Below are 15,269 nucleotides of genomic sequence, written 5' to 3' on the forward strand. Positions count from 1 at the left end.
ATATCTAAGGGAAATGGTAAGCCTGATCATCGCGCAAACTTACCCTCCTATTGCAAAAAGTGTATTAATTGCACATTAAGAAATAGTGAAATAAACCCCGATGCCTAAAACGGTTAGTACGTTAATTTTTCAATTATTTGTTCGCGCTGGGCATTACTAATACCCAGTTGGTTTTTTATAAAAGCATCCATTCCGCCATAATTACTGTCTATATAATTAAAAGCTTCATTAAGGTAACGTTCATCTACCGACATAAAATTTTGTATTACCCCTACCCCAAGGTGTGGTTTTATAACTTTAGCAATTTTTGCCTTGGTAAGCATGCGTTCTACTTTTTGCCTACGGTAATAATCTGACAGTAAATATTCGTTTATGATAGTTTGCCTGTCTACTTTTAATATAGATAAAATTAAAGCGGTCGTAATGCCCGTACGGTCTTTACCTGCCGAACAGTGGTACAGCACGGGAGCATCAGAACTTAATATAGTTTGCAGTAATTGTTTTAATGCCGGAATATTATCGGCAACAATACCACGGTAAAACCCGGCCATAATTTGTATAGATTCCTCATCGGAAATCTCTCCATTAAGCACTTTACCGCGCATACCCGAAAGAAGGTCGCCATGATCTAATACCGATGGTGCATGTACATAGCTAACATTTGCCGGTAAATGGTCTTCTTTGCCATCTATTTCCTGCGGCGTCCTGAGATCGAAAACTGTTTTAATCTGAAGGTCATTAAATTTATCAAACTCACTTTCCCGCAATTGAGACAAATTATCTGACCTGAATATTCTGCCCCATTTTACCGTTTTACCCTGAGTAGTCACTAAACCGCCAACATCCCTGAAGTTTACCACATTTTTAAAGTAAATATGGCGGTTGGCAATAATGGTAGTATCACCACTCTCTATCATATTTATGTAAGGGCGGTGGTGCTTATTTTTTATTACGGGTTCTTTACTGTTTACATTTTTCTTTACAGTATCCTGAAGTGTAAAGGTTTCAAACTTCGCAGCATCATCATTGGTGTGCAGTGTGTAAGTGTTTTTATGGTTTTCTATGTAATTGCCTTCCTGCAACGATTTTGTATAAAAATGCTCCGGCAGCTTAGGGCTGCACGATGCAACAAGGCAAAGGTTAATAAAGTAGAAGAAAATTCTCATTAGCTAAAGATAGTAAATTGAAATATAATGACAAAGAGTTAGCATAGCTGAGGCAATTTTTAAGATTGCCGCAAATTATCACTGCCATTAAGTATCTGCAATAGCTCGTCTAAGAAAGCTATCTGTCGCTCGTTTACAAGTTCGACAGCTTCTGCATAATTAAACCACCCAGCTTTATCTATCTCCGGAAATGATTTCATTTTTCCCGATTTTGGCGGCCATTCCATTTCAAAGGTATTCGATACAATATCTGTAGGTTGTAAAGTACCCTCTGCGGCCCAGCAAAACACTTTTTTACCTCCTTTTTGGGTTATGGGCTGCAACTCAATAAAAACACCCGTGACGTCATGCCCGGTTTCTTCTTTAAATTCTCTTATTGCTGCTTCTAATGGTAATTCGTCTGGCAATAATTCGCCTTTGGGCACCGTCCACCAGCCCTCATTTTTTTTAGCAAAAAACGGCCCTCCAGGATGAACGATAAAAAATTGCACCTCATCCTGAATATTTCTGTATAATAAAATCCCCGCACTCTGCTTCATATTAAAGGTCTGCATCAAAATGTACCGGATATTTACTTAAATATTTTTCAAGTAATTTGCCCTGTTTAAAACTCAGCTTCCATAAAATTTTATTTGTCATGATATGGCACCATAGCTCTACATAAAAGTTGTCTATAGCATACAAAAGTTTTTTTACAGACCCTTCAAGGCACGCATCTATAAGTATACCTTCACCCCACAGGATCTGGTATTGTTCCTCTTCATTTAAACTTTTATATTCAGATAATTTCATATCCTAAATTACAAATTATTTCTAATAAACGATGAGGCAAAAAGTTAAACAATAAAGCGTGGTACCCGTTGCAAAATTATTTTTTGGGTTTGCTGCCCATATAAAAAACAAGGTTACCGCCATTTGTAATGTCGGCATGTTTAATAAATGTACTGTTTAATAACTTCCCGTTTAATTCAACCTTGCTTACATATACATTCTTTGCACTCTGATTTTTAGCAGATACAGTAAACGTCTTACCATTCTCTAACGTAAGCGTTGCCTCTTTTATTTTAGGGCTTCCAAGAGCATAAACATCACTACCCGGTGCTACAGGATAAAATCCAAGGCTGCTAAAGATGTACCAGGCACTCATCTGGCCGGTATCGTCATTTCCTCCCAGTCCATCCGGTGCGGGTTTATACATGGCATCCATTATCATGCGTACACGCTGCTGCGTTTTATAAGGCTGCCCAACCCAATTATACAAATAGACCACGTGATGCGATGGCTCATTGCCATGCACATAATTGCCTATAATACCATCGCGGGTAATATCCTCGGTATTTTCAAAATACTTATCGGGCAGGGTCATTGTAAAAAGGGAATCAAGATGTACGGCAAATTTTTCTTTGCCGCCGTTAAGCTGTATTAAAGCCTCAGGATCCTGCGGTACATACAGGCTGTAGTTCCAGGCATTGCCCTCTATAAAGCCCTGACCGTGGGTATCTAACGGGTCAAATTGTTTTTTAAAAGTACCGTCGCTTAATTTTGGGCGCATGTATCCTATAGTCTTATCAAATACATTATTGTAATTGGCAGATCTTTTTATGTAATCATTGTACACTTCCTGTTTACCAAGCTTTTTTGCCATCTGGGCAATGCACCAGTCATCATAAGCATACTCTAATGTTTTAGATACCGATGAGCCATTTTTATCCTCGGGCACATAACCTAATTCTTTATAAAACTTTATACCGTCATAGTACTCAAGGTTAGACGAATTAATGCAGGCCTGTAATGCCTTATCGGTATTAAAACCTGTATTGTCCTTTGCCACAGCATCTGCAATTACAGATACCGCATGGTAGCCTATCATGCACCAGTTTTCGTTAGCATAGTGCGACCATACCGGCAATGCTTTGTGCACGCTCTGGTCATGGTGTGCCAGCATAGATTGTATCATATCGGCATTGCGCTTAGGCTGAACAATATTAAACAAAGGGTGTAGTGCCCTGTAAGTATCCCAAAGTGAAAATGTAGTATAATTTGTAAAACCTTCGGCTTTATGAATATTCTGGTCAAGCCCTTTATAACTGCCATCAATATCCATATATACTGTAGGGTTTATAAAGGCATGGTATAAGGCAGTGTAAAAATTAACCTTATCTGCCTCGTTAATGGTTTCTACTTTCACTTTATCCAGTTCTTTTTCCCAAAGTTGCTGCCCATCACGTTTTGTTTTTTCAAAATCCCAATGGGGTATTTCCTGTTTCATATTGGCTAAGGCACCAGCAGTACTTACAGGTGATAATGCCATTTTTATCATAATTGCCTCTCCCTCTTTTGTATCAAAATCAAAATACATTTTAAGGTTTTTGCCGGCGGCTTCAGGAAAGTTTTTTGTTTCGTCAAACCTTCGCCAGAAGCCCTTGTAAATATTATCGGCATCATATTTTTGTACACCGTAATTTTTTATCGGTTTAGAAAAAGCCATTGCAAAATATACCGTCCGCGTGCGCGCCCACCCCTGTGTTTGCCGGTATCCGGTAATAAGGGTATCATTCTCTACGCGCACAAAAGTCCAAACGTTTTTTTCTTTATGATTATAAATACCGGCCATTAAGTCGAGTATAATATGGCTGTCTGATGATTTTGGGAACGTGTATTTATGAAACCCTACGCGTTGGCTTGTGGTAAGCTCTGCAACTATATTATGGTCGTCCAGTTTTACTTTATAATAATTAGCCTGTGCAACTTCGTTAGCATGAGAGAAAGCAGACCGGTAACCTGATTGTGGGTTGGCCGCCGTACCCGGATTAAGTTGTAAAGTACCGGTGGTTGGCATTATAAGAAAATCTCCCAGGTCTGAATGGCCTGTACCGCTAAAGTGGGTATGGCTAAAGCCTACTATGGTTTTGTCGTCATACTGGTAACCCGCACAGTATTTATACACTTCGCCATTATATTTCTTATTCAGTTCATAAGCAATAGTATCGGTTTCAGGGCTAAGCTGTACCGACCCAAAGGGTATGGTAGCACCAGGAAAGGTGTGACCCATGCGCTGTGTGCCTATCATAGGGTTTATATACTCGTAATTTTTTTTAGGTGCTTTTTGCGAATAGCACATTGCAGATATAAGAAATAGTAATGCAAGTAACCCTGTTTTCATCGTTTTGTGTTTATTACCATTAGCTTATAAAAATACTATTATGCAAAATGCTGTGCAACACAAAAAAACCTCCCAAAATTAACTGAGAGGTTACGGTTTTTATTTCTATACTGTGTGTTCTAAAAGTGAGAAGTACTGTATTATTTGATATCGTTTGTAAACTGTATATTAGCATGCAGTTTAATGTCTTCGCCAAGTACAAGGCCGCCGGCTTCTGTTACATCGCTGGCATGAATATCAAAATCGTTACGGTTTATAATACCATTTATTTCAAAACCAGCCCTCATAATTCCAAAGCCATCTTTAGCCTCACCGCCAAAAAGCACATTAAAAGTTACCTCTTTAGTAATTCCTTTTACGGTAAGCTGCCCCGTGAGTTTGTAATCGTCTCCTTCAAGATGCTCAAAATCGGTAGATTTAAATTCTATTTGCGGGAACGCATCAGCATTAAAAAAATCAGGCGATTTTAAATGCTCATCCCTGTCACGGTTGTTGGTATCTATACTATAAACATCTATAAGTAATGAAAATACCGAATTGGTAAAATTGTCGTGCTGTGGTGTTGTTAACGTACCCGAAAACACATTAAAAGAACCTCTTACGTTAGATATTACCAAATGTTTAATATTAAAACCTATATCTGAATGGGCAGGATCGAGTGTCCAGTTTCTTGTAGCCATAAAATTTATATTACTTTAAAAATTGTTCAATGTGGCACAAAAGCATTTTGCAAATTATTTTATAAGGAAACACTTATTAAGCCTCTACTAAATTAGGCACAATAAGCCTTTTAAGCACTGGCTTTTACGTGAATTATTTGTTAAAATTATTAAGCACTATATGTGTTCTAAATTAAAAAAGTGAGCAATGGCGGGCACTTAGAGGCATTACTGACAACTTGTATAACATTTTATATTAAAGGCTTTGTTAATTAGCTAACAATGAATGCGTAGTACTTACGAACTTTACATTATACACAACCTAATACACTAAATGTCATGGCATCAGGAAAACAAACACCGGCACCAAAAACCGACAGCGCTAAACCACTACACAAGCAGGACACCCCCGAACTTAAAAAGAATGTGGCTAAAGCCGAAGAGGGAACTGACGCTAAAGTAACCGCCACAAAAACGCCGCAAAAAATTCAGGATGGAAATACATCTGAAAAGAAACGGGAATATTAAACTGTGTAATACGTAATAACATGCAACCAGGTATAAACAATGACACTTTTAGCGAGAATAACTCAGATGATCCGCGTAGCGGAACACAACGCAATGCGAGCGAAAATGAGAAAAGCGTTACCAACAACAACGTTAGCAATAAACAGGATCAGGATCATGAAAATAGAGTAAATGATGTTTCTGATAACGATAAAGTAAAGAACAGTTGGGATGCCGAATCTAAAACCTACAACCAGAATGAAGATTCATGGAAAGAGGATAAAGATAAAAATGCTGCCACATCTAACGAAGGTACTGAAAACAACAACTGGGATGCTAATGACCAAACGCAACGCACAGGCGCTCATGATTTTCATGACGATGAAACCCGGGAAGCATCTGCAGATGATTATATAGATAGTGACCGTGAAACGTATAACAGGAACAATAGCCGCTTTAGGTGGAGTGAACCTGAAGACGAAGAATAGAGTTAGACGTACGAATCTCTGATTCCGAACCTAATTCGCAATGAGTGGGATAGTAATTATTTGCTATCCCACTTTTATTTTTTACCGTTACAATATATTGTTTTAGGGTATTAGTGCAGCTGGTTCCCCTCTTGAGAGGGGTTAGGGGTGTGTGAATCAATATTAAATCTCTTAGTTCAATAAACTACACCCTTCTATGATCCGGTTTCCAGTTTATAATAGCTTTTTTAATAGCATCGCCCGATAGGTTTTCTTTTAAAGCACGGTCGGCAAGGGCCGGTAATTCATCGTCCGGAGCAAAACGCAGGGCAAATAACTGCCCGTCGGTAAGCTGGTCTTCAATAGGTTCAAAACGTTTGCCTGTGGTTACAAAATAACGGTACCGCAGTTCCTGCAATACCAATCGGTTTTGCAGGGTGAGCGCATAATGCTGGCGCAGCATAAAAGCAACCCATGTAAGGCATGCAAAGCCAATACCCACAGCTATCCATAAATAGCGGTTAGAGCCATGCTCGTAATAAGCATGCATGCCACACAGCCCCATAAGCACCAGCATAACAGGGTAAAAAATAAAATGATGCGGCGGGTACCAGCGTATGTGGTTCTTGTAGTTTTGCTCTTTCATATTGTAGATTTAATTTTTAAGGCGTTCTCCGTTTGCACTGGCAGCAACCAGTTTTTCAAACCGTGACCGTATTGTTTTTTCCTGTTTTGCAGTTATAATAATATGTATCACTGCTTTTTTATAAGAAGGCGCCTGCTTTATAAAATATTCCCAGGCGGCAGTATTGGCTTTAAATTCGGTTTCAAGATCCGGTGGCAGCACCGCCTCTTCAGTACGCTCGTGTGAGTAAATTTTAGATTTTGCTTCGGTACGCTTTGCAAAAGCAGCAAGCCCGGCAGGCTGCATAAGTCCCTCCTTTTGTAATTGCTCCATTTTATCAATATTTACTGCACTCCAAATACTTACAGGCTTTCTTGGTGTAAAACGTATGGTATAACTGTCTTCACTAAACGATTTCCGCACACCGTCTATCCATCCGTAGCATAATGCCTGATTGACCGATTGTGGCCATGTAATGCTTGCCTTACCACTGTTTGTTTTATAAAAACCTACAAGCAGCTCGGTTTCTTTAGTGTGGTTTTTATCAAGCCACTCACGAAAATCGGTTTCGGTAGCAAAGAAGGTTGGTTTCATAATAGTTAAATGGAATGCGGATGATGCGAATTTAAAACAGGTCAAGAACCTGCCTTATATCGGTCAGGGCTTTAAAGTTAGGATGGCTCACCTCGTGGTCTATGCGCTCGTGTGCCCATGTGGTATGAAAAGGTACGTGGCAGGCATACCCGCCTACTTCCAGCACAGGGAGCACGTCGCTCTTTAGTGAGTTGCCTATCATCATCAGTTCCTGTGGCTGTATGTCAAGACGCTGCAAAAGTTTTTGGTAGTTGATAGCCTCTTTATCGGCCATAACCTCTATGTGGTGAAAATAATGCCCCAACCCGCTGTCGTGCAGTTTGCGCTGCTGGTCTTTAAGGTCGCCCTTTGTGGCTACTACCAGTTTATATTTTCCATGCAGGGCGGCGAGAGTTTCCTCTACACCTTCAATTAATTCTATAGGTTTTTGAAGCAGCTCTTTACCCAGGTCAAGAATTTTTGTAATGTGCTTCATGCTTACTGTACCCTCAGACACTTTTATAGAGGTCTCTATCATGCTCAGGATGTAGGCTTTAATACCGTAACCGTATAATGGCAGGTTGGCAATCTGGTTGGTAAAAAGCTCCTGTTCCAGCCTGCTGTGGCTTAAGTAATCTTCCATAAGCACACAAAAAGCCTCCTGTGTTTCTTCAAAATAAGGCTCGTTTATAAACAGCGTATCATCTGCATCAAAGGCTATAACTTTAATATCCATAGTAAAATTTTAAGGACTACTAAGATATTCGTTTTTGGGCGATAAAGTGTCGCTAAAGTAATGTTAAAAAATTAAACGATTAATTTCAACAGATTAAATCATAAAGCGTAAGTTTACCATAGATGCATACCTAATTAAAATCGAAACTATGATAATTCTTGACATTGATAAAGAAAAAAAAGATCTTGAAAGTTATATCCTAAAATGGTTTGAAAAGACAAAAAGACATATTGAAGAAATTCCGAAAGATTTGACTTCGCAAGTACAATTATTATCGAATATCAGAAAAGATTTATATGAAGATCTTAACCAAATGCAACATGCCGCATTAATAATTAAGGCTGCAGAAAGTTTACAGAAAGAATTTCCATCAATAAACAAATGGCACTGGCACCCTAAGCAAACCAGCCACCCTGACTACGCAGACCTAACAGGCTATGTAGATAATGAAATTTTCCTTAATGCTGAAGTAACTACTTCTTTAAATCCCGTTGGAACTATTGACAAAAGAATGATGAGCACACTTACAAGCTTAAATGGAAAATCAGGAATAAAGTTTTATTATGTTGTAACGGAAAAAATGTGTAACCGTGCAAAATCTAAAAAAACCAATAATGGTTTTAATATAGAAATACGACAAATACTTTAAAATGATATTTTGATTTTAGAATTATTTTATGCCCAATCATATCATCCACCTCCATAATATTACCATAAAAAACAATGGTACAACTATACTCTCAACTTTTTGATTACTAACGGAGAGCAATTGTAGGTAAAAGCGGATACGGAAAATAGTATTGCTGGAAGCTATTGCAGGCAAAAGTAAAACCTACAAGGTTAGAAAAACCTTGCAGGTTGCAAAAAATTATATTACCTGGCTGGAATGTGCCGCTACTATTTGCCAATTGGTGCCGTTATTATGCCACACCCTTGTAAATCTAAAAATACCTACCGATGTATGCCCTGCGTAGCTAAGACTCATGTCTTTAATTACCGATACTACAGCGGTAACATCATTTAATACCTCTATAATCTGGGCACTGGTTTCTAACGTATAAATTTCCATTTCTCCGGATCGGTGCGCATTAAGGTCGTCTTCTTTGCTTACAAGATGCCCATTCTGATTGGTAAAAATTAGGTTATTGGCCAGTAGAGCATCAAGTTCTGTAACATTACTTGTTTTCATTGCCTCAATAAGGCGGCTTTCGAGCGCCTCTATCTGTGTTTTAGTATCCATTATATTTATTGGGGTTTTAGCATGGTAAAAAGGTTGGGGTAATGGGTAACAAAGCCGTCTTCATCTACATCAATATCAGCAGAAAAGTTACCGGCGGCATTTTCAAAATTATATTTAAATGCATTTAGTTGGGTGTACCGCTGCACATCTTCGCGTATTTCGTTAGTAAGTATATCAAAATACAATACGCTAACCTGTTCGGTTTGGTTTTCAGAAAATTTCACCCCTTTAACAACAAGCGAATTGGTAAATGGCGTAAGCGAAATATCTACAAACAGGCATTCGCCGAATTGACGAAAAAGTGTACCGGTAGCATCTGTCCAGTGGCCGGAAGCGTGGCGAGTAAAATTATAAAAATGTTCTTTTACACCAACGGTAAAATGAATCTCAATTTCGCGTACGGTCCAGTCAAGATTCAGTGTAAGTATATATTCAGCATACACGGCTCTAAGACCTGCCCAGCCTTCTATCTCGCTGCGCACTATAATGCCGGTTTCCAGAAAATTGACATTGCAATGCTCTTCGGTATCATATTCTAAACCTTCCCACACAATGCTCTTTTGCATATCCTGAATTTTACATGCAATTTAGCGAAATTTCTTTCACGCAAAGAGAAGATTTAAGAAAGCTTTGGCGAAGAAATTTGATGATTTTTCATCACGAAATTAAAGAATTTTACCACAAAGGACACAGGGTTTATACACTGAGTTCACTAAGTTGAATGTAAACACTTCGCTTTAAGAGACACATAGCTGTCTAAAAATAAAATAGCCTCTGCAATGACTACTGCAAAGGCTATTCTATTCTGAAAACTGTGACTGCGACTGAAAACTTATCGACTTCTCACATACCCCACTTTAGCACCGCTGTTATCTACCAAGGCACCACCATTTGCAATGTATACTTTGTTGGCATCCCTGTCAGAAAACATAATGCTGTACCCCTGCTTGTCCGATTTATAAAGGCTGGCAATTAGGTAAACATTGTTATTTTCTACCTGCACAAGGTTACCCTTTTTAGTAAGGTAATATTTTCCGGATGGGTCGGCATCAAAGTGCGCTTCAGAAGTAACATTAACCGAATTAATACTTTGGTGAATATTAGCAGTCCGCGAAGTTGCATTGTTTGTGGTTACCGCAACAGTACGCGCCGGTGCCGGGCGGGGCACAGGCCTTCTTACAACGGTTCTTTGTGCCACAACTTTATTAGGAGTAGTGGCCGGTGTACGCACCGTTGCATTTTGCACAACAGGGCGCTGGTTAACAACCGGTTTACTTACCACAGGTATTGGCGCAACATAAGGTTTAATAGTCGTTTTTTCTGCAACGGCCGTAGTGGCAGATGCCGGACCTGCGTTGTTCCATCCTGTAGCTATAAAGGCCAGGCGGTCTTTTTTAGGCGGATGGGTATGCGAACCTTTTAACGATGCTATAAGCGACATTACTGCCTGGGCTTCCTCAAGCGATGCGCCCATTTTGTGCAGTACAAATCCGCTAAACTCGTCGGCATCAAGTTCTGTTTGCGGGCGGCTGCCCACATTATCGAGCGTATGCCCGTTAAGGTGGTGGCCTATTTCGTGTGCAAAAATGCTGATGGCGGCCCAGTTGCTCCCCGTGCGTTCATTAATTTTGTTCATGTACTCCGGGTTATACAGTATGTAGCGCTTGCTGTTAAGCATAACCGCGGCGGCATTAGGCACATTGGCGGCACGCAACTCAAAGTTTGCCTTAAGGCCAATAACCGACATGATATTTTTTACCACATTCCGGGCAGATGCTCCAGCTTCAAAAGCAGTAATATCGCCCTTAATGTCTTCGCCATAGTAACTGCACATGTGCGTGTACCGTGCCGACCCAAATTGTTTTTGTGCCACAGCAGGCACCATGCAGCACAAAGCTGCGGCAAGGATGCAGAGTTTAATGCTTCTCATAATTAACTGATACGCGAATAAGGCTCACGTATAATTAATTAACGCAAAGGGTAGGCCAAAAAGTATTTTGATTAAGGTATGAACTTAAGTTTTAACAGTTAAACTACAACTTAGTTTGCATCTACCATTTTACGATCTTTAATGCCACTATTATTGCAAGCACTGCAATACCCAGTACAAATATAATTTTGCCATGTGCCCTGTCAGACGCAGTATAGGTATAAACACGTGCGCCATTAGGCAATGTTTTTTGGGCTGTCCATAGTACATAACCTGTAGTGATGCCAAATAAACCGCCAAGAAAGGCACATATATAACCAAACACGATCCAGCCGGTATGGTTTTGTTCGGGTTTGGCAAGTTCGGCAATGTGTTCATTGCGCATAGCGTTAATTTGCTGCTGGCTAAGCTCCTGCCCTCTTTCGGCAAGCAGGTGCTGTGCGAGCAGGTAGTCAAACTCGTTCCACTCATGCCTTTTTACTATAACTTCATGAAGTTCCTCATCAGTAAAAGTTAACAGGTAATAATCCTCCGGTACATCGGCCATAAGGCTTTCCACCCTTGTCTCCATGAGCTGTTCCGCCTTTTCAAAATCCTCTGCTTTAAGCTGCACTTCATATTCTTTTAAAAGGTCGCCTCCGGAGAAGCTGCTACCTAAGCTTGGCGAAGCATCTACAAAAAGGCACTCTATATTATTTTGAAGTAAAAATTGCTGCAAATCCTGAGCCTGTAAAGCATCGGGATATTTTTTAAAAGAAAGGTATTTATCGCTCATAGTATTGTGATGTTGATAGGGCATTTTATAAAAAGATTCGATAAATATAATCTTATTTTAAAATGTGGCAACAGTAATAGTAGAGTTTAGGGATCCTGCTTATCTCGTTATCGTAATTTCTTCAACAGGGTTTTGCATTGTTTCTTTTACCTTGCCCGGTATATAATGAGGTAATGATACTTCTCTAATAAAAATAAGCCCATCGTACATATCTATAAGTTTAGCTTTTGCTCCCGACTGTTTAGGATAAAAACCATTCCCTCCGGTATCCATACATTTTAGTTTAGCATTTAAAAAACCATACATGACAATATTTTGGGCAGCCTGCTTAAAGTCTACAAAAAACACAGATGCCTGTGCCTGGCTTAAAACAGCTTCGGGCGTTTTCTTTTCAGCATTTTTAACGTTATAGACAACCCCAACAACCTCCTTTTTATCATTAACTTTTACACCCCACAATTTACCTTGTGCATAGCTAAACCCTACACTGTAGTAAGCGTTGCCAAAGGTGTTTTTAAGGTGCATACCCAATCGCTTATAATTGGTGTTTTCTTTAGATACATGGCTGTTATGAGCCCAGATAAAACCTTTGGCTGCCGGGCCGTTATGCTGCAATATCCATTGTACATTATCTGCCATGCACTTATCCCTGTACGGTTGTGTAGTGGTTAATACAAAGCCGGTAAACTGGTTTAAAATGGTAAGCGTGTAAAGAGCATCATTTAAATCATTTGCCTGTTCCTGATTTTCCGGTTTAAAATTAGTCTCAATATCATTTTGCAATGTTTGCAGCTGTTTTGTATACCCTTTCAATTTAACCTCATCTTTACTTTTAGAAAAAACACTTAGGGTACTGCACGAATCTAATACGGCACTAATACCCTCCCGGGTTTTAATGCTGTACTTATTTATAAACCTTTTTAAATTCACATTCGTATTTGCCGCCGACTGGCAATCTATACTGTAAAATTTAAGTTGCCTGTCTGCCGGTTTACCCTCGTTAAACGTACGCATCCATTGCAGTAACCCCTGTACCTCCTGGTTACGCCAAAGCAAAAAACCCATGCTCCCTGCCAGCTGCGCTGCATTTCCCTGTCCTCCTTTAATAAAATTGTTTATCTCGTACATGTTACTATGAATGTCTTCTATCATAAAAATGGTGACACCTTCATTTTCTGCCAAATATTTAAAGTACTTAACTTTAAGATCAAAAAATTCTTTAGTAAAATGTGTCGCTTCGCCAAAACCAAAAAGCTTTACGTCTTTAAAAATGTCAGATCCTTTTGCTTTAAAATTCGTTAGTGGGGTGTCCTGATTAGCATCTTCTATAACAATAGCATTTTTATTAATCCAGTCTGTAACAGCAGTATCCTGTGCATGGGTAAGGTTTAAGAATAATAAGGCAAGTACATAAATGTATTTCATGGTAAGGTTTTATTGGTTGATTGATTGATTGATTATTGATTTGATAAATAAAGTAATATAATATTAATTGTTGTTTGTGCTTTTAAAGCAATCTAAATTAATAGCTAACAGGAGAAATAGTTTTAACAAAAATAAGGCCATCATAAGCCTCAGTATATTTTCTCGAAAAAAAAGTTTGCTTTTTAGGATCAAAACCCGGGCCGCCCAAAAAAAGCTGTTTCATCGCTGCTCCAAAAAAATTTGCAGCTATAGGATTTTTTTCTGCCACATCCATATCTATAAAAAAAATGTCGGGCTGCGACAGCACTAGTGTTTCTGCGAAGGTTTTTTTATAGGGTTTATCGAGCGTGTAGTACGTCTGGCCAATAACCTCATTATTCTTAAACTTATATCCTTTAAGCTTGCCACCGCCAAAATCGAAACCCATAGCATAATATCCCTCCTTAAAATATTCTTTAAGCCTGCTGCCCATACTCGGGACGGCTGTACCAAAATCTTTTTTATTAATGTGCTCATTGTGTGCCCAAATAAACGCTTTACTATTAGCTCCCTCTATTTCGAGTATTTTTAAAACATTTAGATACATAGCGTTATCCCGCACTCCTGCTGCAGGCCATGCTATGTAAACAGTATATTGCTCCAAACGCTCTAACCCACGCATAATATCATTATATTCAAATATTTGGGTGTTAATATCACTTTTATTTTGCTCAACTAATTGTTTAATCTGCTGCAATTTTGGCAGCATTTTTTTATCCCATACTCTCAATGCTACTTTACCATACTGCGCGGCAGAGCAACTGTCTGCCGCTGCCAGGAGGCTCTCATCTATCATTATATTATATTTTTGTACATAAGTGCGCAAATGTTTATTAATATCATATCCCATTTGGTTATCAACACCATAAAACCGTATTTGTGCTTCGCGGGGTTTGTCCCCGTTGTAGGTGCGCATCCATTGCAGTAGCTCTAAAACCTCCTGAGTTTGCCATAAATAATGCCCAAAATTTTTAAGTATGGTAGTCCTATCTCCCTTACCGGCACTTATCCATTCGTTAATACCCTGCTCTGCCTGGTAACTTTCTTCCATAATAAAGATCCTGACTCCCTGCTGCTCTACCAGATATTTAAAGAATTTAGCTTTCAGGTTAAAAAATTCTTTACCATGATGCGATGCTTCGCCAAAACCAAACACGCGGGCATCTTTAAACTTTTGAGGGACATTTTTAGCAAAGGCTGCCAGTGGAGTATCGGCGTTAGCATCTTCAATAACAACTGCATTTTTATTAATCCAGTTAACAACATCGGTATTTTGAGAAAAGGTGAGGTTACAACATAATAGGGCTGCTACATAAATGTATTTCATGGTTGGTTTTATTGGTTGGTATTAAAAGTAACGCAGTATAAGGAGTAATTATTTTTAGCTACCAATTACTACAGGCTATCTACTTCTTTTTTGGGTAGAGGAAAACCGTTATTATATATTGGGTTTCTATAAGAATTACCTCCGCTCCAGCTAAATAAATTTCCACCAATGATATGATAGATCTCTCCCTCAAATTTCATTTTGTTTGAAAATTTATTCTCTTCCGTAACCACAAAAAATTTAGCTTTCAGGGTATCCCCAACTTTAAAATACTTTTTATTAACAGTAAGCCTGTATCTTTTATTGGGAAGCTTTATTAAAATCTCACCATCAAACTGTGGATAATCCGACCATTGGTGTACACTGATTTTTTTCTCACTACCAATAAGATTCAAATTAAATGTATAACCTGCAAAACCCCTCCTGCCCATAAACAGGTTTATTGTATCGCCATTTATTTTATCACCACATTGCAGCATGCCGCCCCTTGCACCCTTATAATAAAATATGCTTTTATTTACGTTTAAATTTTCATCGATTATTACATCACTTTTAGTAAGTAATGATGCAGAAACTAAACCAAGAAGGATAAAAATTTTCATAGTAATACAATTATTAATATAATCCAGTCTAAATA

Annotated in this window: 18 protein-coding genes; 3 read left to right on the forward strand and 15 right to left on the reverse strand. The window is 38.8% G+C overall.

Features of this window, described 5'->3' with window-relative positions; translation table 11 throughout:
• Positions 1 to 113 precede the first annotated feature (113 nt).
• From F565_RS21960 to F565_RS0118110, 5 genes are all read right to left on the reverse strand, one after another.
• Positions 114 to 1,166 carry a tyrosine-protein phosphatase gene (locus F565_RS21960; protein ID WP_020214655.1) on the reverse strand — a complete coding sequence of 351 codons (1,053 nt, stop codon included), beginning with the start codon at positions 1,164 to 1,166 and terminating at the stop codon, positions 114 to 116.
• Positions 1,167 to 1,225: 59 nt separating this feature from the next.
• Complete coding sequence (locus F565_RS0118095; protein WP_035642781.1) at positions 1,226 to 1,705, reverse strand: NUDIX hydrolase; 480 nt, start codon at positions 1,703 to 1,705, stop codon at positions 1,226 to 1,228.
• 1 nt (position 1,706) lies between these two features.
• Positions 1,707 to 1,958 (reverse strand): hypothetical protein, encoded by a 252-nt coding sequence (locus F565_RS0118100; protein WP_020214657.1) that lies wholly within the window; start codon positions 1,956 to 1,958, stop codon positions 1,707 to 1,709.
• A gap of 76 nt (positions 1,959 to 2,034) precedes the next feature.
• Positions 2,035 to 4,329 (reverse strand): GH92 family glycosyl hydrolase, encoded by a 2,295-nt coding sequence (locus F565_RS0118105; RefSeq protein ID WP_020214658.1) that lies wholly within the window; start codon positions 4,327 to 4,329, stop codon positions 2,035 to 2,037.
• Between the two features lie 140 nt (positions 4,330 to 4,469).
• Positions 4,470 to 5,009, reverse strand: a complete 540-nt coding sequence (locus tag F565_RS0118110) for a YceI family protein (RefSeq protein WP_020214659.1) — start codon at positions 5,007 to 5,009, stop codon at positions 4,470 to 4,472.
• 318 nt (positions 5,010 to 5,327) lie between these two features.
• Here F565_RS0118110 and F565_RS0118115 point away from each other — a divergent pair, with 318 nt between their 5' ends.
• Positions 5,328 to 5,516: a hypothetical protein gene (locus F565_RS0118115; RefSeq protein ID WP_020214660.1), complete on the forward strand. Its 189-nt coding sequence runs from the start codon at positions 5,328 to 5,330 to the stop codon at positions 5,514 to 5,516.
• Between the two features lie 20 nt (positions 5,517 to 5,536).
• On the forward strand, positions 5,537 to 5,983 hold the full coding sequence (locus F565_RS0118120; RefSeq protein WP_020214661.1) for a hypothetical protein: 447 nt from the start codon (positions 5,537 to 5,539) through the stop codon (positions 5,981 to 5,983).
• Positions 5,984 to 6,167: 184 nt separating this feature from the next.
• Here F565_RS0118120 and F565_RS0118125 read toward each other — a convergent pair whose 3' ends face one another.
• The 3 genes from F565_RS0118125 to F565_RS0118135 are packed head-to-tail and all read right to left on the reverse strand — an operon-like array spanning position 6,168 to position 7,896.
• Positions 6,168 to 6,608 (reverse strand): DUF6526 family protein, encoded by a 441-nt coding sequence (locus F565_RS0118125; RefSeq protein WP_020214662.1) that lies wholly within the window; start codon positions 6,606 to 6,608, stop codon positions 6,168 to 6,170.
• A 9-nt stretch (positions 6,609 to 6,617) separates the two neighbouring features.
• A complete protein-coding gene (locus F565_RS0118130) occupies positions 6,618 to 7,181 on the reverse strand; it encodes a YdeI/OmpD-associated family protein (protein ID WP_020214663.1) in 564 nt (187 codons plus the stop codon).
• 31 nt (positions 7,182 to 7,212) lie between these two features.
• Positions 7,213 to 7,896, reverse strand: a complete 684-nt coding sequence (locus tag F565_RS0118135) for an HAD family hydrolase (RefSeq protein ID WP_020214664.1) — start codon at positions 7,894 to 7,896, stop codon at positions 7,213 to 7,215.
• Between the two features lie 148 nt (positions 7,897 to 8,044).
• Between F565_RS0118135 and F565_RS0118140 the strand changes: the two genes are divergently transcribed.
• A complete protein-coding gene (locus F565_RS0118140) occupies positions 8,045 to 8,545 on the forward strand; it encodes a hypothetical protein (RefSeq protein WP_020214665.1) in 501 nt (166 codons plus the stop codon).
• 219 nt (positions 8,546 to 8,764) lie between these two features.
• Here the strand turns inward: F565_RS0118140 and F565_RS0118145 are convergent, their stop codons facing one another.
• The 7 genes from F565_RS0118145 to F565_RS0118175 form a co-directional block, all read right to left on the reverse strand.
• On the reverse strand, positions 8,765 to 9,136 hold the full coding sequence (locus F565_RS0118145; RefSeq protein WP_020214666.1) for a nuclear transport factor 2 family protein: 372 nt from the start codon (positions 9,134 to 9,136) through the stop codon (positions 8,765 to 8,767).
• Positions 9,137 to 9,141: 5 nt separating this feature from the next.
• A complete protein-coding gene (locus F565_RS22510; RefSeq protein ID WP_020214667.1) occupies positions 9,142 to 9,702 on the reverse strand; it encodes a putative glycolipid-binding domain-containing protein in 561 nt (186 codons plus the stop codon).
• A 266-nt stretch (positions 9,703 to 9,968) separates the two neighbouring features.
• Entirely contained in the window at positions 9,969 to 11,066 is a 1,098-nt protein-coding gene (locus F565_RS22515; RefSeq protein ID WP_154652665.1) for a hypothetical protein, read from the reverse strand.
• Positions 11,067 to 11,187: 121 nt separating this feature from the next.
• Entirely contained in the window at positions 11,188 to 11,841 is a 654-nt protein-coding gene (locus tag F565_RS0118160) for a hypothetical protein (RefSeq protein WP_020214669.1), read from the reverse strand.
• A 99-nt stretch (positions 11,842 to 11,940) separates the two neighbouring features.
• Positions 11,941 to 13,266 carry an erythromycin esterase family protein gene (locus tag F565_RS0118165; RefSeq protein ID WP_020214670.1) on the reverse strand — a complete coding sequence of 442 codons (1,326 nt, stop codon included), beginning with the start codon at positions 13,264 to 13,266 and terminating at the stop codon, positions 11,941 to 11,943.
• Positions 13,267 to 13,363: 97 nt separating this feature from the next.
• Positions 13,364 to 14,632 (reverse strand): erythromycin esterase family protein, encoded by a 1,269-nt coding sequence (locus F565_RS0118170; RefSeq protein WP_020214671.1) that lies wholly within the window; start codon positions 14,630 to 14,632, stop codon positions 13,364 to 13,366.
• Between the two features lie 68 nt (positions 14,633 to 14,700).
• Positions 14,701 to 15,234: a hypothetical protein gene (locus F565_RS0118175; RefSeq protein ID WP_020214672.1), complete on the reverse strand. Its 534-nt coding sequence runs from the start codon at positions 15,232 to 15,234 to the stop codon at positions 14,701 to 14,703.
• Between the last annotated feature and the right edge of the window lie 35 nt (positions 15,235 to 15,269).

The organism is Flavobacterium rivuli WB 3.3-2 = DSM 21788, assembly GCF_000378485.1.
GTDB classification, from domain to species: Bacteria; Bacteroidota; Bacteroidia; order Flavobacteriales; family Flavobacteriaceae; genus Flavobacterium; species Flavobacterium rivuli.

Coding starts and splice junctions, on each gene's coding strand:
- F565_RS0118170 (WP_020214671.1), bottom strand. CDS start 14,632: ATGAAATACATTTATGTAGCAGCCCTATTATGTTGTAACCTCACCTTT.
- F565_RS0118160 (WP_020214669.1), bottom strand. CDS start 11,841: ATGAGCGATAAATACCTTTCTTTTAAAAAATATCCCGATGCTTTACAG.
- F565_RS0118145 (WP_020214666.1), bottom strand. CDS start 9,136: ATGGATACTAAAACACAGATAGAGGCGCTCGAAAGCCGCCTTATTGAG.
- F565_RS0118100 (WP_020214657.1), bottom strand. CDS start 1,958: ATGAAATTATCTGAATATAAAAGTTTAAATGAAGAGGAACAATACCAG.
- F565_RS21960 (WP_020214655.1), bottom strand. CDS start 1,166: ATGAGAATTTTCTTCTACTTTATTAACCTTTGCCTTGTTGCATCGTGC.
- F565_RS0118115 (WP_020214660.1), top strand. CDS start 5,328: ATGGCATCAGGAAAACAAACACCGGCACCAAAAACCGACAGCGCTAAA.
- F565_RS22515 (WP_154652665.1), bottom strand. CDS start 11,066: ATGAGAAGCATTAAACTCTGCATCCTTGCCGCAGCTTTGTGCTGCATG.
- F565_RS0118140 (WP_020214665.1), top strand. CDS start 8,045: ATGATAATTCTTGACATTGATAAAGAAAAAAAAGATCTTGAAAGTTAT.
- F565_RS0118105 (WP_020214658.1), bottom strand. CDS start 4,329: ATGAAAACAGGGTTACTTGCATTACTATTTCTTATATCTGCAATGTGC.
- F565_RS0118175 (WP_020214672.1), bottom strand. CDS start 15,234: ATGAAAATTTTTATCCTTCTTGGTTTAGTTTCTGCATCATTACTTACT.
- F565_RS0118130 (WP_020214663.1), bottom strand. CDS start 7,181: ATGAAACCAACCTTCTTTGCTACCGAAACCGATTTTCGTGAGTGGCTT.
- F565_RS0118125 (WP_020214662.1), bottom strand. CDS start 6,608: ATGAAAGAGCAAAACTACAAGAACCACATACGCTGGTACCCGCCGCAT.
- F565_RS0118120 (WP_020214661.1), top strand. CDS start 5,537: ATGCAACCAGGTATAAACAATGACACTTTTAGCGAGAATAACTCAGAT.
- F565_RS0118165 (WP_020214670.1), bottom strand. CDS start 13,266: ATGAAATACATTTATGTACTTGCCTTATTATTCTTAAACCTTACCCAT.
- F565_RS0118135 (WP_020214664.1), bottom strand. CDS start 7,896: ATGGATATTAAAGTTATAGCCTTTGATGCAGATGATACGCTGTTTATA.
- F565_RS0118095 (WP_035642781.1), bottom strand. CDS start 1,705: ATGAAGCAGAGTGCGGGGATTTTATTATACAGAAATATTCAGGATGAG.
- F565_RS22510 (WP_020214667.1), bottom strand. CDS start 9,702: ATGCAAAAGAGCATTGTGTGGGAAGGTTTAGAATATGATACCGAAGAG.
- F565_RS0118110 (WP_020214659.1), bottom strand. CDS start 5,009: ATGGCTACAAGAAACTGGACACTCGATCCTGCCCATTCAGATATAGGT.